Origin of the sequence: Candidatus Proelusimicrobium volucris (genome assembly GCF_959605025.1) — a bacterium.
GTDB lineage: Bacteria > Elusimicrobiota > Elusimicrobia > Elusimicrobiales > Elusimicrobiaceae > Proelusimicrobium > Proelusimicrobium volucris.
On sequence record NZ_CAUHCY010000001.1, the window covers coordinates 214,911 to 241,902 of the forward strand.

A 26,992-nucleotide genomic window follows, 5' to 3' on the forward strand; every position below is an offset into this window, starting at 1 on the left:
TAGCTTAAAAGGGAATAAAAAGAGAAGAATATGGATAGAAATGATATTGATAGTCTATTACAATACGAAGAATGCGAATGGTTGGAATTTAAGGAAAATAATGACAATCCTGAAGAAATCGGGGAATATATTTCTGCATTATCCAATTCAGCCTGTCTACACGATAAAGAGAATGCCTTTTTAGTATACGGAATTCAAGATAAAACCAAACAAATAATTGGCACGTCCTTTCTTCCCCAAAAAGAAACTAAAGGAAATATGCCACTTATTGCTTGGTTGGAAAGGCAATTATTGCCACGAATTAACTTTCGGATAGAAGAACTTGATTATGATGGAAAAACTATCGTTTGTTTTATTATTCCAGCAACAACACAAGGTCCTATCCGTTTTAATGGGAAAGAACAAATTAGAGTTGGGTCTTCTAAACAAAGCCTTAAAGACTATCCAGAAAAGGAAAAAACACTATGGGATAAAAGAAACGCCCACTCCTTTGAAAACGGTATAGCAAAAAACAATCTAAATATAGAGGATATTCCCAACTTATTACAATATGAATCTTATTTTAACCTTACTAAACAACCTATACCTACCCAATTGACATCCATTATAGAAAAACTTATTCAAGAACAACTAGTTGTTAAGGAAAAGAAACATTTTGCTATTACCAACTTAGGAGCAATTTTATTCGCTAAAAATCTAAAAGACTTTCCTTCTTTGGCTCGCAAAGCAGCTAGAGTAATCTTATATAAGGGTAAAGACAGAACTCATACTTTGAAAGAACAAGTCGGTCAAAGAGGCTATGCAACAGGTTTTGTTGGCTTAAATAGCTTTATTGATTTATTATCATTAAACATAGAGGAAAATATAACCTCCCCATTGCGAGATTCCTCCCATACTTTTCCCCCAATAGCTATACGTGAATTATTAGCTAATGCATTAATTCACCAAGACTTCTATGTTTCAGGAGCAGGGCCTATGGTAGAAATTTTCAGCAATAGAATTGAAATTTCCAATCCTGGAACACCTATCATAGACATCTTACGTTTTATTGATCATCCGCCCCGCTCTAGAAACGAAAAACTAGCAACCTTAATGCGACGATGCTGTATTTGTGAGGAAAGAGGAAGTGGGGTAGATAAGGTTATTAAAGCTATTGAAGATGTCCACCTCCCAGCACCCGACTTTATTGCGGGGGATGATTTTGTAAAAGTGATTCTATTTGCCCCTACTACTCTGCGAGGCATGGAAAAAGCAGATAAAATCAGAGCATGTTATCAACATTGTTGTCTTAGATTTGAAAGCGGAGAAAGAATGACAAATCAATCTTTAAGAGAACGTTTTCATATAAAAGAGAAGAATTATCCAATGATATCTAGAATTATCGCTGATACAATAGCGGATGGGAAGATTAAGCTATCAGATCCAACAAATAAATCACGAAAGCATGCAAAATATATCCCATTTTGGGGATAATTTCTTATGTAACTGTTATGTAACTGAAAAGATTTCTAAAGGGCTATGCCCCCTATACAACCCACTGAATTCTTATGTAACTATTATATAACAAAACAAGATTTTTTTAGGTTGTTACTGACGAAAAAGTTTATATAACTGTTATGTAATTAAAAAGGCAATAATATATGGGCATATTTAAACACCCGAAAACGGGCATATATCACGCCAATTACTTTGACGACAGCGGCAAACGTTGCCGTCCGTCTCTACACACACGCGATAAACGTATAGCCCAAATCAAATTTGCCGAGATCATACAAAATAAGGAGGCTCTCTCAGGCAACAGCTCAAAACTTCCTTGGAAGGCCTTTAAAGACAAATTTATAGAAACAATTACCCCGGAACGCACCAAAACCACCATAAATCACTTTAAACGGGCTTGTTTTTATTTGGAAGACATTATCAACCCCAAATATCTAAACGAAGTAACGCCCCTCAAATTACAGCAATTAAAAAGCAAGCTGAAAGAACAAGGCAAAGGCGAAGCTGGCATAAACCGCTGGCTTAGGGCTTTAAAAACGATGTTGCGCAAAGCCGAAGACTGGAGCTATATCCCCCCACAAAAGTGGCAAAGCGTCGGCAGTTTTAAGGAAGTGGAACACCGCGTGGTTTTTTATACTGTTGCGGAACTAAAAAAGATGCTTAAATGCGCTAAACTGTTTGAAAAGACTCTAATTTTACTTGGTTGCCAAGCGGGTTTGCGCCGCGGGGAAATCGCAAATCTTCAATGGCAAGATATAGATTTTAAAAAGGCTGTTCTATCAATAACACCCAAAGATAATTGGCACCCAAAAGATTTTGAAGTCCGTCATATTCCGCTTGCCAAACAGCTGGGGAACCATTTAAAGGCATTAAAAGAAAAAGCCCAAAGTCTCTATGTTTTAGCAAAACAAGACGGTCGGCCTTACACCCCTGACGAGCTGACAACGCTTTTTGCCCGTTTTTTACAAAGAGAAGATGTTTCCATAAACGGCAATATCCATAAACTAAGGCATACTTTTGCCAGCTTGATAATGCAAAACGGCGGTAATTTATACGACTTAAGCAAACTTATGGGGCATAGTAGCATTAAAATGACGGAAAAATACAGCCACTTGGGCAAAATAAAAACAGAAACTACCATAGATCGCTTACCCTCTTTATAACAATTACAGGTGTGGCCGTAAGGTGTGGCTGTTGTTAGTATAAGTTAGTATTTTTTACTTTCCTTAAATTCCTTATTATTCTCGACGAAAAACAAGGTTTAAGAGGCTATTTTCCTCTAAGATTTACTTTCCGACGGAACCCTCCTATCCGAGGAGCCAGATTTCAAAAGCCCGTCATTACGGCGGGCTTTTTTATTTTCTTCTAAAAAGCCTCTTCCTTTCCTTATATAAAAAATACCGCGTGCCCAATTATAAGGCGCGCGGTATTTTCTTGTAAAAACGCATTATTTAGCGGGAGTATAATCCTCAAGTATTTCCGCTTTCTCAATTACAACCGGTTCTACGGGTACGTCGTCATGCGGGAAACGTCTGGTAGTAGGCACAACTTCTATCGAATCCACGACTTCGCTGCCGCTTACCACTTTGCCAAATACCGCATAACCCCAACCTTGTATCGTTTGGGATTTAAAGTTAAGGAAATCGTTATCATTGGTATTGATAAAGAATTGCGACGTCGCCGAGTCTGGATCTGAAGTACGTGCCATCGCTATGGTATATTTATTGTTCTTAAGGCCGTTGTCGGCTTCGTTCATAATAGGGGCTCTGGTGGGGCGCTCCTTCATTTGAGCGTCCATTCCGCCGCCTTGTATCATAAAATCCTTTATCACTCTGTGGAAAATCGTACCGTCGTAATGGCCGTCTTTGACGTATTGTACGAAGTTTTCCGTAGTTTCAGGCGCATTTTTGGAGTCAAGTTCCAAAACTATATCGCCTTTACTCGTTTTTAAAAGTACGTACATTGTATTCTCCTCCGCGTTATTATCCGCTTGTACCTGAGCCGCGGCCGGAATCTTTTCTTCCGCAGGCGCGACATTATCCTTTTTGGCACAAGCCGCCGTCATAACGGCTATTAAAGAAAACGCAAAAATAAGTTTTATGGTTTTATGCATAGGCACCTCCCAATCATTTTATTATATATATTTTCCCCTTTTTATTTAATATTTTTATTAAAACCCACAGCATTATGGCAGATAAAAGGTAAAATATATTTATGGAAGACGCTTTTACAAAGTTGTTAAAAGGATACAGGTCTTTTAGAGAAAACTCCGCCTTAAGAAAGGAGTTCTTTCATGACTTGCATCTCGGACAGAATCCTCAGACGCTGGTAATATCCTGCTGTGATTCCAGAGTTGTACCCAATATCATAATGCAGGCGGAACCGGGCGAAATGTTCATTACCCGCAATATAGCGGGCCTTGTCCCACCTTATGACACCAGCCACACTTCCTATCACGCGACAAGCGCCGCCATAGAATACGCCGTACTGCACCTTAAAGTAAAACATATCATAATAATGGGCCATAAAGGCTGCGGCGGCATAGCGGCTTTAATAGAACGTCAAAATAAGGAGCATTCTCATACGGATTTTATCGATAAGTGGATGGAAATAGCAAAACCCGCTTTGGCCGCGGCCGAATCTTCGTACAAGAACTTGCCGTCCGAGCAAAAAGCCGAATTATGCGAACGGGAAGCCTTAAAAATATCCATAAAGAATCTTCTTACTTTTCCTTGCGTGGCGCAGGCCGCAGCAGAGAAGAAGTTACAAATACACGCGATGATGTTCGATATAAAGGAATTTTCCTTAAGCCTTTACGATCCCGCCAAAGACGTTTTTGAGCTTATAAAATAAAAGCCGCGCACGGACAAACATAAAGTCCGAACGCGGCAAGAAACGGTTATTTTAATATTAAAGCCGTTTTTACACGTTTTCCTTATCGGTCTTTTCCTGCAAGGTCACATAGTCTACTTTGCCGTTGCCCATTATCGGCAGGTTCTCCACTATGTTTAAGCGTTTGGGCACCCAAAGTTCGCTAAAACCGTTTTCTTTAAAATACTCCTGTATATCTGCGGTTTTGGCATCGGGATTGGTGGTATAGGCGACGAGCTGTTCGCCTTTCTTTGCGTCTGGCGCGCGCACCACCGCCTGCATATACTGCGGCCAAAGCTGGGTAAGGGCCGTTTCCACCGCGCTTAAGGACACCATTTCCCCCGCTATCTTCGCGAAGCGTTTGGCGCGGCCTTTTATGATTATAAAGCCGTCGTCGTCAAATTCCACTATGTCGCCGGTATCGTACCAACCGTCATCCGGCGGTTGTATTAGGCCGGGCTTGTCTTCTTTCAAATATCCAAGCATTACATTATCGCCCTTAACCCAAAGGCGTCCGCCATCTTCTATGCCGGGCACTTTCTCCAGGCGGTACTCTATGCCCGGGAATATCCTTCCGACGGTCCCCCTCTTAAAATACATTGGCGTGGTGAAGGAAATTCCGGGCGACATCTCCGTCGCGCCGTAAGCCTCCAATATCCTTATGCCGAACTTCTCCGACCATAATTTGAAGGTTTCATCTTTCAGTTTTTCCGCGCCTACGGCGGCGTATCTTAAGCTGTAAAAATCGTAAGGATGCGCCGTTCGCCCATAAGCGTTGAGAAAAGTATCCGTCCCGAAAATTACCGTAGCGTTCCTGTCGTATACCAGTTCCGGCACTATTTTGTAATGCAGCGGCGAAGGATACAAAAATACCGAGGCCCCGCTCAGCAAAGGCATAAACAAGCCGCATACCAGCCCGAAGGAATGGAACATCGGCAGAGCGTTGAAGAATTTATCTTCCAATCCGTAAGATATTACGCTTGAAAGCTGGCACCTGTTGGCGTTTATGTTGCGGTGGCTTAACACCACCCCCTTCGGCACGCCTTCAGAGCCGCTGGTAAAAAGTACTACTGCGGGGCTGTTTGGATCCTGATTTTTGCAGGCGCGTTTGTAGGAAAAATACGGGAAATTGGATTTTACCAAAGCCTTTAACTTGTCAAACAGCGTTATTTCCTTTTGAAGATCCTCAAGATAGACCATCTTTACGCCCGCATTTTCTATTGCGTCGCGCACGCTTTCCAATCCGCCTTTAACTATAAACAGTTTTGAGGTTATAACAGTCTTAATATCGGCCGCCTTGCAGGCTGAAAGTATGTTCTTTACGCCAGAGGAGAAGTTTATCATAGCGGGTACCCGTCCGTAAGCCATAAGCCCGAATATCGTTACGGCGCAGGCGTTCACGTTGGGCAGAAGTACGCCGATAAATTCGCCTGCGGAAGTAAAGGCGGTAAATTTCTTGCCAAGCAGGAACATACCCGTAAGAAGCGTGGCGAAATCTATACTTTTTCTGTTGACGTCTTCCAAAGCTCTGAGGCCTCTTCCCGCGAAATCGGTCGATTCCATAAGAGCGCGCACCAAAGTAATGTCTATATTGGCGCTTCTGTAACGCATATCGGTCATAAGATCGTAAACTTTATCTTCGGCTTTATAGCGGCGCTCCCTGCTCTTAAGGTGGCCCGGCAAATCTAATTTGACGGCGGGCATTATGTTCAAGGAAAACTCGACATCGGGCCTATGCCTCAATTTGCGCCCAAAATAGGCAAAACGGGAATACTGCGTACCCTGAACAAACATAGGCAATATTTTGGCGCCGCTCTTTTCTGCTATCATAGCGGGGCCGTGGTAAATCTTCATCACGCCGCCCGTAGTGGATATGCGGCCTTCTGGGAATATTATCACCTTGCGGCCATTTTTCACTTCGTCTATTATCGTCTTTACCGACATCGCGTTCGTCGGATCCACTGGGTAATGGCGGATAAAACGCAGGAATATCCTCACCCAAAACCTCTTGGCGACGGTGCTGTCAACCACAAAGGCAATATCATCGGGCAGGAAGGCGGCCATTATCAGAGGGTCCAGAAAAGAGTTGTTATTGGCTATAATCAAGGTGCGCCCGCCAGCCGCGCGGTAATTGTCCATACCTTTTACTTTTATCGTATAAAGCGAGTTTAAAATAAAGAACAGCGCGGAGCGCAAAACATAATCGGGCAGCAATTTGCAAATATATATCGCGCCGACTATGTTTAAAAACGCCAGTATAACTATTATCAAAGGGGTGCCAAAGCCGAAACTCAAAAGTATCAAACTGGCCAGGCTGGCCAAAAGAACCGCCAAAGCGTTTAAAAAAGTGCTCGCTCCAAAGACTCTGCCCCGCATAGAGGAAGAAGAAAAGACCTGGAGCAAACTTATCAAAGGCACTATATACAGGCCGGCGCATAAAGAGATAAGACATATATCCAAAGATATTCTAAGCCCGCCGAAAGTGGAAATAAAAGAACGCAGATTTATCACTTCCATAGAACTCTGCGCGTTAAGTATCGCCCAAGACAAATCCAACATCGCAAGCGACATTACTATCATACTCAAAGGCAAATATTTAACGCTTATTGAGGCTTTTAGAAGTTTCCTGCACAAAAGCGCGCCCAAAGCCACGCTGCACGTAAAAAGGGTCAGCATATAATTAAGCACTTTATCGTCAGCGTGCAAAATACTCTTGGACAAATCCGGCAGCTGCATTATAAATATCGCGCCCAATACCCAAAACCAGCCTATGGCCAGCATACAAAGAAAAATGTTCTTATCCTTAAAGCACAGTTTTGCGGTTTTGTACAAACTTTTAAAGATATTTACGTCCAGCTGAAGATCCGTCTTGGAACCTTCTTTCGCCGTCATAAACAAAGAAGCGCCAAAACCCGCAAAAGATACCGCTATCATCGTAGGGCAGGCAACGTTAAGGCCCAAACTCGGGCTTTTGGCGAACAAAAGCCCCAGCAATGTCCCGGCCAAAATGGAAAGATAGCGCCCCGCCTCTATTATGCTGTTGGCGTATACCAATTGCTCGCGCCTTACTATCTGCGGGATTACGGCGTATTTTACGGGCGTAAGAAACGCGCCTTGCATACCTAGTATAAAAATAACGCCCAGCAGGAAGGCGGGGCTCTTTATATAAAATCCGAAAGCGGCCAAAAGGGCGGAAAGTATCTCCGTAAACTTGACGGTGCGAATTACCTTCGCCTTGGAAAATTTATCACTCACCTGCCCGCTAAGCCCAGAAAAAATAAAAAACGGCAGCATATAACACATCAATGCCGCAGCTATGTAAAAAGTATATTGTCTGTATCCCAAGGAATTAAGATTGAAAGCTATAAAAGCGGCGAAAGCCGTCCTAAGCATATTGTCGCCGAAAGAGCCCGCCGAGCAAGCCCAAAACAAAGAGATATAATCCTTTTTGACAAAAACCTTAAGTAATTTGCGCACGAGTCCTCCCTTGCCACTATTATATAAGATTGTATAAAATAAAGAACTTCCTTTATATAAAAACTGCAGGCGTCATTTTGTTTTAAGCGCAAGAATTTGAAGCTTGCCGCTTTGCACAAATTATCAACGGGAAGTACGTCGGGGGTGGTAATTTGTGCAAATAAATGTTAGACTGCTTGTTACCGGTAGTGTCGTTAATGTTTATTATTTAAAGCAACGGAGCGTTTATTTATGAGAATGTTAGACATAATCATCAAGAAGAGAGACGGGCTTCCTCTGAACCAAGAGGAATTCAACCTTATAGCGCAAGGCGCGGCGAAAGGAACCATACCGGACTATCAGTTATCGGCTTTTCTTATGGCGGCTTTCGCAAATCCTCTCAGCGACAAGGAAACGGCGATGTTTACCAAAGCCATGGCCGACTCCGGCGACAGACTTAACTTCAAAGACGTCAAAATCCCAAAAACAGACAAACATTCCACCGGCGGCGTAGGTGACGGCATTTCCATTCCGCTGGCCCCGCTTGTAGCCTGTGCGGGCGTGGCGGTGCCGATGATGTCGGGCCGTGGGCTTGGCCATACGGGTGGTACGCTGGATAAATTGGAATCTATTAAAAATTTTAACGTAAGAACGCCGGTAAAGCAAATATACAAACAGATAAAAGAGATAGGCGTCTGTATGTTCGGGCAAACGGCCGATTTGGCGCCCGCGGATAAAAAACTCTATTCCCTCAGGGACGCTACCGGCACGGTGGAAAGCAGGCCCTTAATCACCGCCAGTATTCTTTCAAAGAAATACGCCGAAGGCGTCGACAGTCTGCTTATGGACGTTAAATTCGGCTCGGGCGCGTTTATGCAGAAATACGAAGACAGCAAAAAACTCGCCAAAGGCCTGGTACGTACGGCCAAACTTATGGGCCTTAACTGCCGCGCACTGATTACCGATATGCGCCGCCCCTTGGGCAGGGCTATCGGCAACAGCAACGAAATGCTGCAAAGCATAAAGATATTAAACGGTGATAAGAATATCGCGCCAGACTTCTATGATCTTCTCTTGGAAACCGCCGCCCAAATGCTTTTGATAAGCGGCAAAACCAAAGACGTCAAAAAGGCAAAAGCGCTTTTGGAAACCTATCTGCAAAACGGAGAAGCGGCCGAAAAATTCAAACAAATTATCAAATGGCAGGGCGGGAACCCCGATATAGTTGACAATCCCGAAAAATACCTTAAAAACGCCAAGTTTGAGCATCTTGTCAAAGCGGAAAAGAACGGCTATATCGCCGAGATGGACGCAAAACTCTGCGGACAGGCCGCCGTACTGCTAGGCGCTGGCAGGGATAAAATGGAAGATGAAATCGACTACGACGCAGGCATTTGGCTGGAAAAGAAATACGGCGACCAAGTCAAAAAAGGCGACGTAATCGCCAAAATTTATGCTTCCGACAAGAAGCGCCTTGCCGCGGGCGTGGAACTCTTTAACAAAGCGCTTGCGATAAAGAACGCAAAAGTAAAGAAAGAGCCAATAGTAAAAGAAATAATAAAATAAATTCGGTTCCAAACGATATTTTCCCCCCGCTTTACGGCGGGGGTTTTTATTGCCGTTTTAGGCGCTTTTGGCGATTGGCGGGATTTAGTCCTCAAAAACAAGCTATTAAAAGTATTTTTAAATGATTTCAATCGGACAAATATTAAACCGTTTTATAATTATCCGTATTGAATAAGGTAAAATTTACGGAAATATCCAAAGGGTTTCCTCCTTATATACACGCAAGATAAACTCTCTATTACACCGCCTTGGGATATTTTAAAGGCTGATAAAGATTAGCTTCATTTGATACTTAAGATATATTCTTCTTACACGTAATTCCAGATAAATAGATAATTTTAGGTCTTTGCTCTTTTTTATAGTTTCAAATTAACGCAAAATAAAAATCCCCCGCTTTCAACGGGGGATTTAAACGAGTTTATTAAACTTTATTTATTTTCGGCAGGCTGAGCTTTTTCTTCCCCTTCTGCTGAGGGTGCTGCTTCAGCCGTAGTTTGATCCGCGGGCGTATTCTCCGCCGCAGGCGCCGCTTCGGCTTTAACTTCTTCCGCTTTTACTTCCACTTCCGCCGCGGGAGCTTGCTCGGCTTTGCCGCAAGTGCATTCGGGGCAAGCGTTTTCCCCTTCCTTATTGCCGCAAGAGCAGGCTTCATTTTCGATCTTATCGCCGCCCGCACATTCGCAAGAGGTGCTTTCCGCCGTCAAAACGCAGTCGCAGGTAGTATTTTCCGCGGGTGCGGACGCTTGCTCGGCGGGGAGATTTTCCACCGTGGGTGTCGCTTCGGCTTTAACTTCTTCCGCTTTTACTTCCGTTTCCGCCGCGGGAGCTTGCTCGGCTTTGCCGCAAGTGCATTCAGGGCAAGCGTTTTCCCCTTCCTTATTGCCGCAGGCGCAGGAAGATTGTTCAACGGGTGCCGCTTCGGTTTTTACTTCTTCCGTTTGGGCGGCTTCAGCATGTTCACCGTCGTGGCAATGCGCGGCTATATCGCCCTCGCTGACTTCCTGCTCGACAAAAGCCTTTTTGGTATTGTCTTGCTCGGCGGGCGCTTGGCGCGCTTCGGGTTTGATTACCACTTTGCGCCATTTGCCTTCGCCTTCCGATATCGTCGTTATCTCAAGATTATCGGCCAAGAAGCGGTGTATATAGCGCCTCATCTGCGCGGACATCGGGCGGAAGCGGTATACGCGTTTTGTGCGTTTTACCATTGAAAGAGCTTTGTCAATTTCATTGTTTATCTTATCTTCCAGTTTGCGCCAATAGTTTTGGGTATCGGCCATTACCGAAATCGGCGTATTGAACTGGCGGCTGACTACCAAAGTTATTATGTATTGTATCGATTCCAAAGTCTTGCCTTCTTTGCCGATTACTATCGCGGGGTGGTCGCAGTCGAAAGTAAGCAAAATCCTCTGTTGTTTGCCGTCCCACCACACGTTGAGATTTTCGGCCTGTACACCCATGGAACTCAACATTTTGCCCAAAGTTTCCTTCGCGCTTTGCAAGGCGGGTTTCATATCCTCGGGCACTATGGCGTTTTGTATCTCGGCCGAAGGGAGCTTTTGAGGCTCGTTCTCTTTGGGGGTTTTGACTCTTTCGGCTCTGCTCTTGCGGCCGCCTTTCTTAAAGTCTTTGCCGCCTTTGCGTCCGCCGCGCCCTTTGCCGCCGCCAAACGAACTTTCCTTCGAGGCGCTCCTGGGTTTCATCGGCGTGGAATGTTCGGAATCCCATTTCTTCTCTATAATCCGCACTATGGCGGGGCGGCCGCCTATGCCCAAAAAGCCGCTCTTTTCTTCCTGTATTACTGTTACTTCCACTTGGTCGCGTCTGCGCCCAAGCTCGTTAAGACCGCGTATTATAGCGGTAGCTACGTCTTTTCCTTCAGATTGTATTTCTCTTCTTGCCATGGAAATCTCCTAAAAGGCTTTAGCCAGCCTTTTCTTTAATATTAAATTTATAACAAAACTTATGCAGTTACTCACGAACCAGTACAAGGTCAAACCCGCCGGGAAGTTTAAGAATATCAAAGTCATAAATATAGGCATCCACTTCATCATCGCCATCGACGGATTGTCCTTTGCCATATCGGGCATGGTCATCTTCTGCTGGATAAACATCATTATACCCATAGCTATGGGCAGTACATAATACGGATCCTTAGCCGAAAGATCGTGTATCCACCATATAAACGGCGAGCCGTGCAGGGACCACGAAGTCCTAAGCGCGTTAAACAGCGCCAAAAATATTGGCAGCTGGATAAACAGCGGCAGACACCCGCTTAACGGATTGGCACCGTATTTTTTGTAAAGAGCCATCATCTCGCGCTGCGCCGTCATAGGATCGTTCTTGTATCTCTCCTGGATAAGCTTCATCTGGGGCTGTATCTTCTGCATTACCGCCGAAGATTTAAGCTGTTTGTACGTCAGCGGGAACATTACCAGCTGTATCATCAAAGTCATTATGATTATCGCCCAGCCGTAGTTGTGGGTGTATCCGTAAAGCCATTCGAGCAAGTTCCTCGCCCATTTGCCGAACTGTCCGAAGAACCCAAACTGTATCGAACGCTGCAAGTCGTAAGGCTCGGCGGAGAGTTCTTCATAATCCTTGGGGCCGATATAGAAATCCGCGTCGAAGGTCAACTCCTGCCCCGCGGCCAAGCTCATCGGCAGTTTGATGTCGAGCTTAGGCCCTTTTACCGCTTTTTGCCCGAAAAGCCCATAAAAACTAGGCTGGCTGTATACGTATTGCTTGCTGAATTTCAAATCGGACGCCGCAGGCTCCCAGCTGCGCGGAATAAAAGCGGTAAGGAAATAGCGGTTGTCTATGCCCGCCCATTCCCAGCCTGAGCATTCTTCTTCCAGCTTGGCGGGTTTCTGCATCATCTTTTCCGTTATGTCGTTTACCGTGGCGTTCTTTTTGCCCGCTTCCCTTATCAGGCAGATGGCGCGCATATTGGCGGAGTTTTCGCTCATTTCGCTTTCCACCGTCGCCAAACCGGGGCCCATATTGACAAATACATCGGAAATTTCGATATTCTTGTCGCCTATGTTCTTTACCGTCAAAGACAGCTTGTTCAACCCGCCGTCCTTATCGAAATAATACCCCTTCTTAACGCTCAAGGTATCTTGCAAAACGGCCTCAAAAGCCATATCCCAAGACTCGTCGTCAACCTTCTTGAAGTTAAGTTCCGGCATAGTGGCGAAATAGCCCGCCCCGCCGTATGGCGTAAGATTGAGCTTAGCTACCGTGTCTTTAAACTCGTAGGTCTTTATCGCCGCACCTTTGGAAGAAAACGTAATATCCGCATCTTTAAGTTCCAAAGTGTAAAGCCGCTCCTCTTCCTCTTGTTGGGAGTTGGAAGCCGTAACTTTGATTTTTGGATTATTTGAAGCAGCCTGCTCTTCTATCACTGCCTGTGCGTTTGGCGGAAATTCCGCTTGTTTTGGTGGGAAAAAATAGCTGTAACCCGCATAGAATACAAGGGTTACGCCCAATGCTATCAGAAAGTCTTTATTCATCAGTATCCTCTGGCAATGCGCGCCGAGCGCAAAAGCCTGAGGCCTTCTGCCAACAGACTACGGAACGGGATCAAATCCGCCCGGGTGAAAAGGATGGCATTTTAGTACTCTCTTCACCGCCAAATACGAACCTTTTATCGCTCCGTGTTTATTTATCGCCTCGTAAGCGTACGCACTGCATGTGGGATAAAACCTGCATACGCCACCAGGCCCGAGTAACGGCCTTACATATCGGCTGAAAAGCCTTAATAAGCAAAGCAGTATTCTTTTCATCAAAATTTAACAAAACCTAAGGTAAGGGTATAAGAAAGGGTCCTTATGGTTCTTTTAAAATTCCGGCTTTCTTAGCCATTTTCAAGAAAGCCGCGCTTGCCGCCTGCATATCGCAAAACTTTTCAGCGTCTTTTATCGATACCAAGCAGTCGGCGCCGTGTGTCAATAAATGTCTGTTAAGCCGAAAGGCCTCTCTAAAAAGCCTTTTACAGCGGTTGCGAACCACCGCATTGCCTAACTTTTTTGAAACTATTATTCCTATCCGTCCCTCTTTTTTTACGCCGAGGGGAGTTTCCTCCCCTCCGGCTTTTAAATGGGGACCGGGCCTACACCATAAAACACAGCCCTCGCCGTATAGCTTGAGGCCGTCCTTTAAAATACTTTTAAAGTCCCGCTCAAGATACACCCGCTGAGCTTTGGCTAGGCCGAATTTCTTCACAAGATTACTTGCGAATAAGCTCTTGGCGCCCTTTTGCCCTTCTGGCGCTAAGCACTTTTCTGCCACCCGCGGTGGCCATTCTAGCTCTAAAACCGATGGTTTTAGCTCTTTTTCTATTGTTTGGTCTATATGTAGGTAACATAGTGATAATATTATATTATATTTTCCCCGCGCTTGCAATTTCCTTAGACGCCCCCCGCTTACGGCGGGTATATAACATCGGCTATACCGCCGCATTGCGTTCCGCGCACGGCATTTTGGGTTATATAATATTCCTCCTTAAAAATATAAACGGCGCGGCACGACTTATGGCCGCAGACCTTATTTACAAAGAAACTTTTCTTTCTATTTATTGTATCATTTATCTATGAACTTTACGGACAGAATGATAGTCCTGCTGCGCCAAAACTTCAGGGAAAGGGACCGTATGATATGCGCCTATACGCTTGAGCACGGGCGGGTAGCGCTGCGCTTTCCCGGGGTAAACAGAAGCGATTCCAAACTAAAGGCCTTAAGCGAGCCTTTCGCGCAGTCCTGCGCGCGCATTTATATAAGGAGGAACGCTTCCGTCGGCTGTGTTACGGGCGGGAAAATAGAAACCGTATACCCCGAAATAAGAAAAGACTTCAACAAGACGCAAATGGCGGCTTATTTCTGCGAGCTGTTTTACAGGCTCACCCCGGATTACAGCCCCAATCCCGATAAGTTCTCCCTTTTGGAAAACTCGCTTTCCCAAATAAATTGCGCCCCGCTAAACCAAGCGACGGCGCCCGCTTTCCTTTTAAGGCTTATGCAGCTTAGCGGATTCGGGCTTTATGGGCACAGCGTCTTGGGTATCGACGAGGATTTTTGGCAAGCTATGCACGAATTGCCCCTAGCCGAGCTTAACTTTAACAGCGAACGGGATATTTTGAATTTGAATAAAACAAGATATGTCTGCAAGAGATTTTTGAACAGATACCTCAATTATCCCTTGCATACCGTCTGCCAGCTTGAGCTTACCGCGCCAATACCCGCTCAAGAGCAAGAAAAAGAAACCGAGCTCGAACTCGAGCCCGTACTCGCCTAAAGTTTCTGCTTTTGATTTGTCCTTTTAAGGAGTTCTTTTATAAGGAATTCGCTGTCGCGCCTTGGCATAGCCGCAGGCCTGAAGCAAAAAGCGGTAAGGCCCATCGCGACATTGGCCTTTTGGACATCCGTCAATTTGAATTTGCTCTCGTCCGTCATCAAGCAAACATAGAGCATATTGGAAGAGCCGACATTTACCCGCTTCTGCCCCACTATGTCTATCGCCTTTAAAGGAAGGGCGGGGCAGCCGTCTATAAGTATTTCCTTTTCCCGCAGTTCAACCAGCGGTGTTTTGTTGAAAAACAATTCGTAAAAATAGACGCCGCTTTTATAGATGAAAAAAGCCAAACCCGCATAGGCCAGCCATTTGACTTCCTGCAATTTAAATATGACCCATACGGCAAAGGCCGCGCATAAAAGGCATACCGCCAAACTGAAAGCGTATCTGCGTCTGTCGCAGTAAAAGAAGATGGATTTGTCTTTGTGTTCCATTTTGTAATTCTACGATATTATTGCCTTACCCTACAATACGCCCGCCGCAAAATGTAATAATATTCTCAAAGCAAAACCGTTATTGTAAAACAAAAAGAGAGGAGGCTTGCGCCTCCCCCCTTAGGAGGGTACTATATGATTATAGTACCAAAGCTGTTTTATTAGAACTAATTGCTTCCCGTCGGCAAACCGAGCGACGCGCAAATACCGCTTACGCTCCCGCCTGTTCCGGTAGCTGTTGTTTTATCATTGCACACAACTCTGCCGGTATAATAATACCTGGTAAGAGTATACGGGTTGGCGCCCTGTCTGGTTGCCACGACCTTGCCTACCTCGGTACTTCCCGGTGTATGCGCTATTTCGAAGTTATTGGTATTCCAACTAGTACCGGTAACGGGGGAACCGCTAACATCTGAAAATTCTATATCCAAAGAAGATAAATCCGCCGGATATACGTTTGTTGAGCTGACCAATCTTGCTCTTTCCATAGCCGCGGCCAAAGAACCCATAATGGATAAAGCCTCCGTCGCTCTGGATTTTTCTACCGCTTTAAAATATTGCGGCAATGCCACGGCGGCCAAAATACCGATTATCAAGACCACCACAAGCAATTCTATGAGGGTAAAACCCTTCCTGTTTAAGTTTTTCATAAACTTCCTCCTTTTTGCCCTTGCTGGGCACAGAGAAAATTTATCAAAAAAAAAAAAATCAGTCAAGCGTTTTTTGACTTTTCGGCAAACCTCGACGTACGACAGGCTTATTTCCCCCTCTTTTTTGCAATCAAAAAAATAAACGGGCTTTAAAACCAGTTATTTTATTTCCCAATTGATTTATATTTTATTTTCACAAACAAAAAAACGATATTTATGGATTCAATTCCCCGCCAAAAGCGCAAAATAGTTTCTAAAGCCTTAACTCTTTAAACGCAAAAAAAGGCCGCCCGTTCGGGCGGCCTTTGCCTTGCTCTTTTTCTTATATCCAAATATTCTGTTTTGTAACTTTGTCTTGCTTTCTTACCTTAGGCTCTCCGACAAGTTCCTGTATGTATACTTCCGCCACAAACACCTTGCTGCCTACCGTAAGCTGTCCGCCGTCGGTTTTGCCTTCCTCGTCTACCAAGACTATATCGGCACGCACATTGGCCCTGTTGTCCATTATGCTGACATTGCCCATAAGGCTCACCATTTCCGTCGGCTTGCTTATAACGCGTTTATCGTATTTCTTCTTGGATTGGCTGAAGGTGGTTATAGTAGCGTTCTCCAAGGCGCCTATACCGTTTATTATTCCGCACTTTATTTGATTGTCGTGGCAGAAATCGGTTAAGGCTTCCATAAGGTCTTTGCCTTTCGCTATTCTGAAAATATACGTTCTTCCGGTAAGATAAGGTTTCTGTTCCGCCATGTTCACACTCTCCTTAATGATTTAAATTTATTCCCATTTGCCCGCTTTCAGCGCTTCAATATAGGCTTCTATCTTTTCCAGCTGGCCTTTAGCATCCAAATGCGCTTCCTTATATACATCTTCCGCTTTGCCGCTGGTCATATATTTGCCCTGCATAAACGGATAGAGCGAAAACCGCGCGCCGTCCTTGGATTTAAGCCAGCAATACATCGTAGGCAAAGTAAAATCCGTAACGGCAATCGCTTTGCGCATATCTTTATATGGGAAGATTTCCTCCCGCTCGCGCTCGTCAAGCGCCATAAAAAGCTCCCTGGAGGCTACATAATATACATTCAGCTCCAAGCCTTTCTTCTTAAGTTCGGGCAATACCGAGGAGCAGAATATCTCCCCCACGCCGGGGCCCTGCAACACTATTACGCCGTCGGGATCGGCTTTCGCGCTGCGGCATATCCTGTATACGCCCTTAGCCGCCGCTTCGGGTGAGTCCGCGCCTAAAGCCGCACGGTCAAGCACTTTTACGTTCGGCCTTGATACCACAGGATAAAGCACCGCGGGCCGCTTGGCCAAGGCCGCGCTAAGCAAAGGCCAGACGTCATTGCCGTCCAAAGGCGTCAAAGTTATCGCCGCGCCTTTGGGAAAATCTTCCATTATCAGCTGCAAAGCCTGCGGATCGGCGTGCGTCGGGCCGTCTTCGCCCGTCTGTAAGCCCGCGTGACCCGTAAAAATCACAAAGGTCCGTTCGGGTTCGCCCGTAGCCTCTTTCCAGCATTGTTGGCCTATCGCGTGCAAGCGCGCCTGAGTATGCATCATCGCCGAGGTAAACGCCGCGTACGACGCCGCCACCCCGATATGCGTGCCGTAGGCCGATACGCCGCTCATCACCGAAGATATGCCGTCTTCGCATATCCCGCCGCCCGCTATATATTTGCAGTCGGGGTTTTTATACTTGTTGTAAAATCCTTTGGCAAAAGCCTTGGCTATCGCGCCCGCACCGGTAGAACCCGACAAGTCCGCCGAACTTACCAGCAAACTGCCGCCCGTATGCTCGGATATATATCCCAAAGCCGAGCCCATTACAGTCCTTAAAGCGTGGGCCGTGCCCGCCTCAAATTTAAACTCGGACGGGGTTTGCCATTCCTTTATATTATATACGCCCTCTATATCGGGGCCGCCAAACTTCCTGCCCAAAGCGGCAAGCCGCTCTTTGGAGGCTTTTATCATTTCCGCCATAGGCTTAAAGACCTCGGCCCTGTTGCCGATAACTTCCCTGACTTTCAGCAAGAAATCCCAAAAACATTTTTCTATATTGTCGGGCGTCATCTCGCCTTCAAAACGCGGCATTTTCACGCCGAACGCCTCTTCAAATTCCGCCATCGCTTTGTAAAAACCATCGGAGGCGAATTTGTGCCCGCTGCCGTGGCTCGCTTTGCCCTCTATACCGTAGCGCCAGCCCTTTATCGTCTTATATACTATCGCCGTAGGGCAGCCGTTGTTTAAATTATAAGCGAATTTCTGCGCCGCGTATATCTGCGTAAAATCAAATCCGTCGCTTACCTCTATCACGTTAAAACCGTTAATGTAGAACAGTTCGGCGGGAGTCCAAGCGGTATAATCGCCGCGGCCGCTCTTATCGGCGGTAACCTTTTCCGAGTCTATCGACGCTTGGTTCCAATCCAAATGCAAAACCACATTGTCCAAACCCGCAGCCGAAGCTATCGCCAAAGCCTCCGCGCTCCTGCCTGCGGTAAGCCCGCCTTCGCCTTCTATTATGTTTACCCTTGGCGTATTTCCCTTATAAGAACACGCAGCCGCCAAGCCCAAACCTATGCTGGAGCCTACCCCTATGCCCGAAGCGCCCGTCGACAGTTTGACGAATGGCGTTATCGGTACCGGGTGTCCGTCCAAAGCTTTGGAATTGAACTTCTTAAAAAGCGATGTGCCCGCCGCGGGAGATTTCCTGAAACCGAGTAAATCCTCCAAACGAAGCTGGCGGTTCTCCGCCGCCAATAAATCCGGAAGATAAGTTCTTACAATCTCGTTTCTTAAAGCCGACATAGCGTATAGCCCCAAAGCCTTATGGCCAGCCGCATAAGAAAGACTATCTGCTTCCTTTAAATCAGGATCCTTAAAATCATAATCCATTACTTTATAGGCCAAAGACGCCGCTATCCTGCCCGAGGATATGCTCCCGCCCGGGTGCCCCGAAAGCGGCGCAAAGTTATACAGTATTGCGCAAAGCGCCCGGTATACTATATCGGTTTTCTCCAGGAGGGTTTTCTCCTCTTCTTTCAATTTGTAAGAGCCGTCTTTTAAAATATCTTCCGCCTTATAATAAAGGTTGGTTTTCTCGCTCAGTTTAAACTCCGACGAATTTATCATATAAATCGCTCCTTAGCCTTCGAAATCGCCCGAAAGGAAATTTAATACCAAATTATACGCCGCGTCAATATCCTTCTTGCTAGCGGTTTCCACGTTGGAATGGATATAGCGTACCGGTACGCTCAAAGCCGCCGCCCGCGCCGCGCCGCCCGCACGCTGCATTACCTTAGCGTCGTTGGAGCCGCGCGCCGCCACCCTAAGCTGATAGGCTATATTCTTTTCTTTGCAAATCTTTATCAAATGCTTGCTTAAAGCCCTGTCCGCTATCGTGGTGCTGTCGGCCAAGGTTATGCCTATGCCCTTGCCCAAACTAACTACATAGTCCTGCGGACGCATACCGGGCGTATCCAATGCACCCGTAGTATCCACCGCCAAAGCCACTTCCGGTTTGATATCGGCGGTGGCCGCTTCCGCGCCGATAAGGCCGTATTCCTCCTGCACGCTGAAGACGAAGTATATATCATTCCTGTGACTCTTGGGCATATTCTTTATAACTTCAAGCAAAATATACACACCCGCGCGGTCGTCTATCGCTTTGGAAGTGAATAAATCGCCCCCCAATTCCCGCGGGACTCTGTCCAAGACGACGGGATCGCCTATGCTTATCATATCCCGCACTTCCTGCGCGCCGTAACCCGTATCGATACTCAAAGAGGCCGCGTCCACGCCCTGCGTCTTTTCCGCCGCGGTAAGATAATGCGCCGCCTTAGCCCCGATTACGCCGGGGATAAGGCCATGCTCTTCCGTAACTATCGTTACCCGCTGGGAAAGCAAAGTCCTGGCGTCTATGCCGCCGGTAAGCGTAAAATATATAAATCCTTTATCGTCTATATAGCGTACTTTTAGGGAAACTTCGTCCATATGCGCGGCAACCATTATTCTGTTGCCGCCCGTACCTTTTTTGAAAGCTATTACATTGCCCATTCTGTCTATGCGAACATCGTCGCAATAGGGTTTGATTTCGGAAATAATTTCCTCGGCAAGAAACTCCTCCCTGCCCGGCGCCGAAGGTATTTGCGCCAATTTAGAGAACAAACTAAAATCCATACTTATGCCTCCAACGTCTGAAAATCACACTCGGCCTACGGCCATTGTAGCATATTATTAACTTGTTTGCTTAGACGTAAAATCCCCCCAAATCGCGACTTTGCCACCTTTAAATGGCAAAAATAAAACCCTTGTAATACTCACTTCTTTTTAATAATATGTTAGTTAGTATTTTATATAGGAGATATATATGTTTAAGAAAACATTTGTCTTTTTTATTATTTCGTCCTTCGCCGCGGCGCTATGCGCTCAAACGCAGAGCAGAGGCGCTTACAGCGAAATACTCGGCGGCGATGCGGAAAAAGCCAAAGAAAAACCCGAGTATTCTTACCTTTATAATACATCGCTCATTAAAGCCATAAGCGATAATGACGTGGATAGAGTCAATATCCTGCTATACGCCGGTGTAGACCCGAACGAAAAAAACGACGAAGGCACGGCACCGTTGGTCGCCGCGGCCAATTCCGACCCGAAAATTACCGAAATGCTTTTGAAACGCAACGCAAAAGTTAATGAGCCTTCCAAAGATTCCGTAACCCCTTTAATGGCCGCCGCCAGAGCCGGCAATCTTGAAGCCGTAACCCTCTTGCTGGAATACGGCGCCAACCCTAACGCCGAAGACAATAAAGGAAAAACGGCTTTGAACTACGCCGCGGAAAATAAAAATCACGATATAGTGCTTAAACTAATCGATACAAAAATAATAAAAATCGACGATAAGGAAACGGCTCTGTCGGTATCAATAACCTCGGCCGCAGCCGCAAAAGATATGATGACAGTCCACAAATTGCTGGACAGAGGCGCCGACATCAACGGCAAAAACCAGCTCGGCTATACGCCGCTTATCGCCGCGGTAGATACGGGCGACTATAAATTCGTAAGAGAGATGCTCGCCCTCAATCCCAATTTGGAAGTTAAAGACAATACGGGCAGAACCGCCCTTATGCATTCCGTACAAAATAAAGACGACGCCATAACGAAACTCCTGCTGAATGCGGGCGCCAACCCCCAAACTCAGGACGCTTTAGCCACCACCCCGCTTATCCTTTCCGCCAAAAACAGCAATAACACCATGGTGAAAGAATTGCTTAAACGCGGAGCGGACGTAAACGCTCAGGACAGGCTGGGCAGAAGCGCGCTTTCTTGGGCGGTGGAAAACGGCGATTATCCCGTCTTTAATACCGTAATGGCCACCGAAGGCGCAAACCCCGATTTGCTTTACAGCTCTGAAAATACTTCCCCCCTTATGGGCGCGGCAAAAAAAGGCGACTATAAAATGACTTACGAGTTACTCTCTAAAGGAGCCGAACCCAATCTCCAGGATACCGAAGAAAATACCGCCCTCTTCTATGCCGTTAAAGGAAATCATACCAGAGTCGCCACTCTGCTTGTGGGATTTGGCGCCAATCCATATATCAAAAGCGAGGATACCCCCAAACTCTCAAGCATAGCCAGAGCCAATAACAACACAAAATTGGCCGCCGTTATAGAAACGGAAGAAAAACGCGCGGAAAAAGAAGGCCGCCTGCAACAGTCCTATAAAGAACAAATGCTGATGCGCAAACAGGCTGAAGAACAAAAGTTCTGGGACAGCATCGAAGATATTGACGATTATATCGCCTTCCTGGAAAACCAACTCGAAAAAGCGAAAATCGTTAAATCCGAAAGGGAAGCGCAAAACGGTAAAAAGAAAACTGACAAATAAATAATATCTCTAAACATAAACCCCGCTTAGAAATTAAGCGGGGTTTATTTATGTCCACATAAATTTATTTTTCTCCGTCTTATATGCTTATATCAGTATTTCCATATAATACTACGGGCAAAACAGCTATTCCGCCCCTAGGGCAGAGCGCAAAAAGCGGAGGCCTCCTCAATAATTTTGACTCCAAATAGGTTTAAAACAGTCCAAATCAACCTTTTTTCGGCTTTAATTTGTTTTATGCGTCAAGATATTATATAATTTTGTTAGTTAAGACTTACTTTTCTCTAAGTTTTATTTCAGTTAACGAGGATATGCTCTTATATGGCGGAAAAATTTACCACGATAAAAAAATTAAGCGAACTTAAAAAAGACGGCTACGGCAAAATAACTGCCATAGTGCACGAAGACAAAAAAGTTAAGAACCGCTTAAATGCTATGGGCCTGCACAAAGGCTGCGAAGTAAAAAGAAAAAACTCATCTTTCCCGATTTTAATAGACGCCGACGGCGTGGAAATAGCGCTGGGGCGCGAATTCGCGGACCATATATTGATAGAGACCTCTCAGAAAGTAATCTTCCTGATGGGCAACCCCAATGTAGGGAAAAGTACGGTATTTTCAAGACTGACGGGCGTCAAGACCGACGCTTCAAATTACCCAGGCACCACGGTATCGCTCTTGAACGGAGAAACCGTAATAAACAAACATTTTTACACCGTATACGATATGCCCGGCATTTACAGTCTGCAGGAAGAATGCCGAACCGACGAAGAAGCCTGCGGCTTGATAAGGAACACACCGTATGACGTCGCCGTATATGTGCTTGACGCTCAGCATTTGGAACGCAATTTATATTTCGCCTTGGATATTATCGCGCTGGGAAAGCCGACCGTATTGCTTTTAAATAAATTCGATATAGCCAAGAAAAAGGGTATAGACGTGGATACCGAAAAGCTCTCCCAATTCTTGGGCGTGCCGGTAATAGCAAGCAACGGGCTTAGCGGAATGGGCTTTAAGGAATTGACTTCCACCATAGACAAGCTAGCCACCGGCAAAATGAAATATGCCTCCGCGCAAATTCCTCAGGACCAGGACGAAAAATGGAAACTTATCGGCAAGATAAGCGCGCAGGCGCAGAAAATCACGCACAGACACCCTTCCTTCATAGAAAAGCTGGAAGAAGCCGCCTCCTCAAGCTGGCTCGGTTTGCCGATAGCCTTTGTAGTAATGGTAATATCCTTCTTTGTGATACGCTTTCTAGGCGAAGGATTGATAAACCTCCTTACGCCGCTGTACGAAAATTATTATCTGCCGCTTATGCAGCATCTGTTCGCTTTTACGCAGGATACTTTTGTATATACGATACTTTTCGGCAGCGCTTCGGAAACGACGGGCGGGCTAGGCATACTCTCCGAAGGCGTGAAAATAGCTTTCGTGGACGTCTTGCCTTACGTGGTGGTGTTTTACGCCGTATTGGATTTCCTTTCAATGCTGGGTTATTTGCCCAGGCTGGCGATATTGCTTGATTCTTTACTGCATAAAATCGGCCTGCACGGATACAGTGCCATACCGATAATGCTGGGTTTTGGCTGTAAAGTGCCCGCTATTATGGCTGTGCGTTCGCTGGAAACAAGACGCCAAAAAATTATAGCGCTGGCCTTGATATTGATGATGGTACCGTGTATATCCCAGACGGCGATGATGTTTTCGGTAGTGGCGCCGTACGGGGTTAAATATCTTATAACCGTATTTGCGATAATGCTTTTTACGGGCCTGTTGACGGGCCTGGCTTTAAACAAAATACTGCCGGGCGATACCTCCGATATTTTTATGGAAGTGCCAAGCTGGCAAATCCCCAAATTCGTACCGTTCGTAAAACAGCTGGGCAGGCGCGCCAAAGATTTTATAGTGGAGGCCATACCCTTAATCATAGCCGGTATGTTCATAATAACACTGGCCGATATGACGGGGCTGATAGACGTAATAGACAATGTAATGCAAGGCTTGGTCAGTTCGGTTCTGGGGCTGCCGAAAGAATCTTCCTCCGTAATACTTTTGGGCTTTTTGAGGAAAGACATTTCCATAGCTCTTCTGACGCCTTTCGCGCTCAGCGCCAAACAGATGGTAATAGCGTGCATATTTATGGCGATGTATATGCCTTGTACGGCGTCCTTCTTCGTGCTTTTAAGGGAAGGCGGACTTAAAGACGGGCTTAAAATCATAGCCATTACTTTGGGCGTATCCATAGCCATAGGCGGGCTGTTAAACTTTATACTTTGAAATTGTTTCGCCAAGATAAAATCCCCGGCGTTAACCGGGGATTTTTTGCGCCTTAATGCGCGGGATAATAACATTTTACGCCATACGCTCAGGCCGCTATTTGGCCGCGGCTTCCTGCCCGCTCTTGGAGCTGGCCCCAAAAGCGAAGCGCAAACCGAATATGCCCAAACCTTCTATTAAACGGGCGGTATATTCGTTCGCGCCCAAGGCGCCGCACCAATTTATAAAATCCGCAAGAGAAGACAAATCTATAAGCTGACCCAAATAACCCAATATCGCCTGCAATATCAATATAACCGAGGCTATATAGATTTTCTTCCCCTTTAGAAATTCCTTCGCTTTTGACAATAAACTTATTATCTTGCCGAACATCGTGTTTCTCCTATCTCTGATTTACATAATCCCTTATAAAATGCAGCTCTTCCAAAACTTGTTCCACTTTCCCCTCCGTTCTGCTCTGTGCGGAATTAAGCGAAATCACCCGATATTCAAGTTCGGCCAAACGCTTAGGCGTATTAACCGTAGCGGCCAGCCATAAGGAAAAAGACAAAAATACCGCTATAAGATATATCACGTTCTTTACTACGTTCAGAAATACAAATCCGCTTCTAAGACCGCCGCAGGATAATAAATTTTCTTCCATAATTAAGACTCCCAAGAGCATAAATCCAGCCTTAAAGCCCAATCGCTCAAATTAAACTCCAGCCCTTCGACCATCATATTGCCTTTAAGCACATCGCCGTAGTCCACCTCGACAACGTCGCCCAATTCTATTTGTGGCAAAAAGCGGCATACGATGGCGGCCCTTTTCTTTATTTTGCTCACTTCCGTAAAAATACCCGGCGCGCAGGCTCGCGCCAAATTGGCGTTCTGCGCGGGCAGCAGCGAACCCGAAGAAAGAGCAAGCTCCTTAAGACCGTATTTGTCTATAAGATTGGGCCTCGCTTTGTTTAGGGTAAAATCGTCCACCACACAGCTGTAACTGCCGAAGTTTACGCTCACCCGATTATACAATTTGTCCAACCCGCCGCTGACGCTTTCCACTTTTATAATTTCGCTCTTGCCCAGCTTTAGGCAAGGGGTGGTTAAAGAGGGCCTGCTCTTAAAAAAGAATTTACCCTCGGAATCAAACCCTATTTGATACCCGCTAAGCCTGGCGAGCTCCTGCACTATATCCAAGCAAGTCAACGAAGAAGTGTTAAGCATCGCTATGCTGACGCCGTCCGCGTCCCACTCCGCCTGCCAATATTTAAGTTTTGGCACAGTGGTTTGGGCGGCGTCGCTTTGCCCAAGCCAGCGGAGCTGAAGGTATCGCCCGTTTTCCTCTATGGGGGAACCTGGGGTAATGCTCTTCCAATCGCTCCAAGGGGAAGTTTCCTCGTTGCGGCTCCTGGTGTAATAAGAGGAACTCCCTCCGTTAAGTTCCTCCGAGGCGGTAAAACTCTTCCAGTTTTTAAGCCTGCCGCCCCCGTCGATTATGGGGCTGTAATAATTGGCGTAGGGCGCAACATCCCCCGAACCCGTAGCCGCCTGCGGGCTCAGTTTTATGGAATAGAAATGATTGTTGCCGTAATTGCTTAAGATTATCGCCTGATAATTGCAGACCTGATATTCATTATCGCTGCAAACTATCCCGAAGTCTTTCCAAGGCCCTTCCACCGGGGTAAGCGGCTTGACCATAAAGCGTATAGAGCCGTCGGGATAACGACATATGCGGTACCTTACCCTATAAGTCTGATTGTCCCTGTCCATCCAGACCATACCCATCTGTTCGGTACCGCTGTTGCTCACCTTGAAAAAAGCGAAAAATAACCTGAAACTGTCATACTTAGAATGCTGGAAACAATATCCCTGCCCTATAAGTGGCTCCGCCCCTTCCCATAGATAGTAGTAATACTGGGTTATGACCTCGTTTCTAAGGGTGGAGCATTCCACCTCCCAAGTGCCGTAAGCCTGCTCGCACGGCGCGGCAACTATGCCGGGATAATCCAATATCCCGTCACCTATGCCCACGCTATTTGGGGTAAGGTGCTCAAAGGGCAAATTGCCGGAAGAAACTATAATCCAATCAAAATTGGCGTCTTTAAGAAAAGTAGAAGGCAGAGTAACAGAAGATGAATTGACCAAAGCATAATCGTGCGTGCCCTGCAAAAAATCCGCGTCCGAAGGCTGATTGAAAAAAGCTTCTATCGTGCCTTCATAATTCAACTCCTCTATTTCACGTTCCGGATCTCCGCAGAGCTCAAGCGTTTTTTCCAGTATCCATTCTATGGTTTTGTTGGTATGCCATACTCGGTAAGAAACCCATAAACCGCAGCCCGCGGGCAAGGCGTTTAACAGAGTTATCTTAGCGGGATATTTGGGTGAATTTAGAGAAGATACTTCATATTCGTTTACTTCTTTAAGAACGGAAGCGCCCTCAAAACCGCCGTCAATTGAACCTATCCGCGCTTCCAATACCGCGCCTACTGCTTTGTCGGGAAGTTCAAAGGAAAAATAATTTTCGTCTTCGGCGGCTTCGGACTGCCCCGCGCGCGAAGCTATCAGCACATTATTTTTTACCACCGATAAATCCAACGCGCCGTAAGAAGAAAGACAGGCCAACTCGCCGCTTAAATTGACGATATATTCCCTCGCTTCTTGATTATAACTTGGCTCGCGCATAATAAAACCACGGAATATTTTTGTATATTCCTCATCGGCGATGCCGCCGTAAACGTCAATCCTGGCGCCGTAAAGCAGATTGTTTTGCTTTTCCTCAAAAATACCGGCCCGCGCGCTTATCGTAATGGCCATACCCGCATTGTTCCATATTCCGTAGCCTTCATTGTCAAGCTTCCATTTTATTTCTCCGCTTTGAATGACAAAGGGCGTCAGGTCAAAACCATCGCCGAAAATGTATTTTTTTTGTTCATCGTTCCACACCTTGCGGTACAAAATGAATTTCCGCGCATAACAAGGCGACTGCGAGTTCAAGGCTTTGAGCATAGAATCGGATAAGATTTTCAT

At 45.9% G+C, this 26,992-nt stretch carries 22 protein-coding genes; 7 read left to right on the forward strand and 15 right to left on the reverse strand.

Features of this window, described 5'->3' with window-relative positions; all coding sequences use genetic code 11:
- The first annotated feature begins 30 nt into the window (after nt 1–30).
- A complete protein-coding gene (locus tag ACQY3M_RS01105) occupies nt 31–1,473 on the forward strand; it encodes an ATP-binding protein (protein WP_428065412.1) in 1,443 nt (480 codons plus the stop codon).
- Nucleotides 1,474–1,640: 167 nt separating this feature from the next.
- Complete coding sequence (locus ACQY3M_RS01110; RefSeq protein WP_428065414.1) at nt 1,641–2,660, forward strand: tyrosine-type recombinase/integrase; 1,020 nt, start codon at nt 1,641–1,643, stop codon at nt 2,658–2,660.
- A 284-nt stretch (nt 2,661–2,944) separates the two neighbouring features.
- On the opposite strand, the gene ACQY3M_RS01115 is transcribed toward ACQY3M_RS01110, so the two are convergent.
- Entirely contained in the window at nt 2,945–3,460 is a 516-nt protein-coding gene (locus tag ACQY3M_RS01115) for a peptidylprolyl isomerase (protein ID WP_428065758.1), read from the reverse strand.
- A 251-nt stretch (nt 3,461–3,711) separates the two neighbouring features.
- On the opposite strand from ACQY3M_RS01115, the gene ACQY3M_RS01120 reads away from it, so the two are divergent.
- Nucleotides 3,712–4,350, forward strand: coding sequence for a carbonic anhydrase (locus tag ACQY3M_RS01120; protein ID WP_428065416.1), 639 nt, complete (start codon nt 3,712–3,714; stop codon nt 4,348–4,350).
- Between the two features lie 69 nt (nt 4,351–4,419).
- Here ACQY3M_RS01120 and ACQY3M_RS01125 read toward each other — a convergent pair whose 3' ends face one another.
- On the reverse strand, nt 4,420–7,845 hold the full coding sequence (locus ACQY3M_RS01125) for an acyl-[ACP]--phospholipid O-acyltransferase (protein WP_428065418.1): 3,426 nt from the start codon (nt 7,843–7,845) through the stop codon (nt 4,420–4,422).
- Nucleotides 7,846–8,076: 231 nt separating this feature from the next.
- On the opposite strand from ACQY3M_RS01125, the gene ACQY3M_RS01130 reads away from it, so the two are divergent.
- Nucleotides 8,077–9,390, forward strand: a complete 1,314-nt coding sequence (locus tag ACQY3M_RS01130) for a thymidine phosphorylase (protein ID WP_428065420.1) — start codon at nt 8,077–8,079, stop codon at nt 9,388–9,390.
- Between the two features lie 428 nt (nt 9,391–9,818).
- Here ACQY3M_RS01130 and jag read toward each other — a convergent pair whose 3' ends face one another.
- From jag to rpmH, 5 genes are read right to left on the reverse strand one after another with little or no spacing between them, the layout of a single operon-like run.
- Nucleotides 9,819–11,291: an RNA-binding cell elongation regulator Jag/EloR gene (jag, locus tag ACQY3M_RS01135; RefSeq protein ID WP_428065422.1), complete on the reverse strand. Its 1,473-nt coding sequence runs from the start codon at nt 11,289–11,291 to the stop codon at nt 9,819–9,821.
- A gap of 9 nt (nt 11,292–11,300) precedes the next feature.
- Nucleotides 11,301–12,902 (reverse strand): membrane protein insertase YidC, encoded by a 1,602-nt coding sequence (gene yidC, locus ACQY3M_RS01140; protein ID WP_428065424.1) that lies wholly within the window; start codon nt 12,900–12,902, stop codon nt 11,301–11,303.
- 57 nt (nt 12,903–12,959) lie between these two features.
- Entirely contained in the window at nt 12,960–13,175 is a 216-nt protein-coding gene (gene yidD, locus ACQY3M_RS01145) for a membrane protein insertion efficiency factor YidD (protein ID WP_428065426.1), read from the reverse strand.
- Between the two features lie 43 nt (nt 13,176–13,218).
- Entirely contained in the window at nt 13,219–13,680 is a 462-nt protein-coding gene (rnpA, locus tag ACQY3M_RS01150) for a ribonuclease P protein component (RefSeq protein ID WP_428065428.1), read from the reverse strand.
- Entirely contained in the window at nt 13,619–13,756 is a 138-nt protein-coding gene (gene rpmH / locus ACQY3M_RS01155; RefSeq protein ID WP_428065430.1) for a 50S ribosomal protein L34, read from the reverse strand. The genes rnpA and rpmH overlap by 62 nt, the downstream gene beginning before the upstream one ends.
- A gap of 225 nt (nt 13,757–13,981) precedes the next feature.
- On the opposite strand from rpmH, the gene recO reads away from it, so the two are divergent.
- Nucleotides 13,982–14,683 carry a DNA repair protein RecO gene (gene recO, locus ACQY3M_RS01160; RefSeq protein ID WP_428065432.1) on the forward strand — a complete coding sequence of 234 codons (702 nt, stop codon included), beginning with the start codon at nt 13,982–13,984 and terminating at the stop codon, nt 14,681–14,683.
- Here recO and ACQY3M_RS01165 read toward each other — a convergent pair.
- The 5 genes from ACQY3M_RS01165 to ACQY3M_RS01185 all read right to left on the reverse strand — a co-directional run bounded on the left by ACQY3M_RS01165 (nt 14,680) and on the right by ACQY3M_RS01185 (nt 20,001).
- Nucleotides 14,680–15,174: a hypothetical protein gene (locus ACQY3M_RS01165; protein ID WP_428065434.1), complete on the reverse strand. Its 495-nt coding sequence runs from the start codon at nt 15,172–15,174 to the stop codon at nt 14,680–14,682. The genes recO and ACQY3M_RS01165 overlap by 4 nt on opposite strands.
- A 167-nt stretch (nt 15,175–15,341) precedes the next feature.
- On the reverse strand, nt 15,342–15,824 hold the full coding sequence (locus ACQY3M_RS01170; RefSeq protein WP_428065436.1) for a type IV pilin protein: 483 nt from the start codon (nt 15,822–15,824) through the stop codon (nt 15,342–15,344).
- Between the two features lie 322 nt (nt 15,825–16,146).
- Nucleotides 16,147–16,575: a PPC domain-containing DNA-binding protein gene (locus tag ACQY3M_RS01175; protein ID WP_428065437.1), complete on the reverse strand. Its 429-nt coding sequence runs from the start codon at nt 16,573–16,575 to the stop codon at nt 16,147–16,149.
- Nucleotides 16,576–16,602: 27 nt separating this feature from the next.
- A complete protein-coding gene (locus tag ACQY3M_RS01180) occupies nt 16,603–18,954 on the reverse strand; it encodes a hypothetical protein (protein WP_428065439.1) in 2,352 nt (783 codons plus the stop codon).
- A gap of 12 nt (nt 18,955–18,966) precedes the next feature.
- Nucleotides 18,967–20,001, reverse strand: coding sequence for a M42 family metallopeptidase (locus ACQY3M_RS01185; protein WP_428065441.1), 1,035 nt, complete (start codon nt 19,999–20,001; stop codon nt 18,967–18,969).
- Between the two features lie 190 nt (nt 20,002–20,191).
- Between ACQY3M_RS01185 and ACQY3M_RS01190 the strand changes: the two genes are divergently transcribed.
- Both ACQY3M_RS01190 and ACQY3M_RS01195 read left to right on the forward strand, forming a co-directional pair.
- Nucleotides 20,192–21,706, forward strand: coding sequence for an ankyrin repeat domain-containing protein (locus tag ACQY3M_RS01190; protein WP_428065443.1), 1,515 nt, complete (start codon nt 20,192–20,194; stop codon nt 21,704–21,706).
- Nucleotides 21,707–22,027: 321 nt separating this feature from the next.
- Nucleotides 22,028–23,983, forward strand: a complete 1,956-nt coding sequence (locus ACQY3M_RS01195; RefSeq protein ID WP_428065445.1) for a FeoB small GTPase domain-containing protein — start codon at nt 22,028–22,030, stop codon at nt 23,981–23,983.
- Nucleotides 23,984–24,079: 96 nt separating this feature from the next.
- Here ACQY3M_RS01195 and ACQY3M_RS01200 read toward each other — a convergent pair whose 3' ends face one another.
- The 3 genes from ACQY3M_RS01200 to ACQY3M_RS01210 are packed head-to-tail and all read right to left on the reverse strand — an operon-like array spanning nt 24,080 to nt 26,992.
- Entirely contained in the window at nt 24,080–24,355 is a 276-nt protein-coding gene (locus ACQY3M_RS01200) for a hypothetical protein (RefSeq protein ID WP_428065447.1), read from the reverse strand.
- Nucleotides 24,356–24,365: 10 nt separating this feature from the next.
- Entirely contained in the window at nt 24,366–24,626 is a 261-nt protein-coding gene (locus ACQY3M_RS01205) for a hypothetical protein (RefSeq protein ID WP_428065449.1), read from the reverse strand.
- 2 nt (nt 24,627–24,628) lie between these two features.
- Nucleotides 24,629–26,992 (reverse strand): hypothetical protein, encoded by a 2,364-nt coding sequence (locus tag ACQY3M_RS01210; protein WP_428065451.1) that lies wholly within the window; start codon nt 26,990–26,992, stop codon nt 24,629–24,631.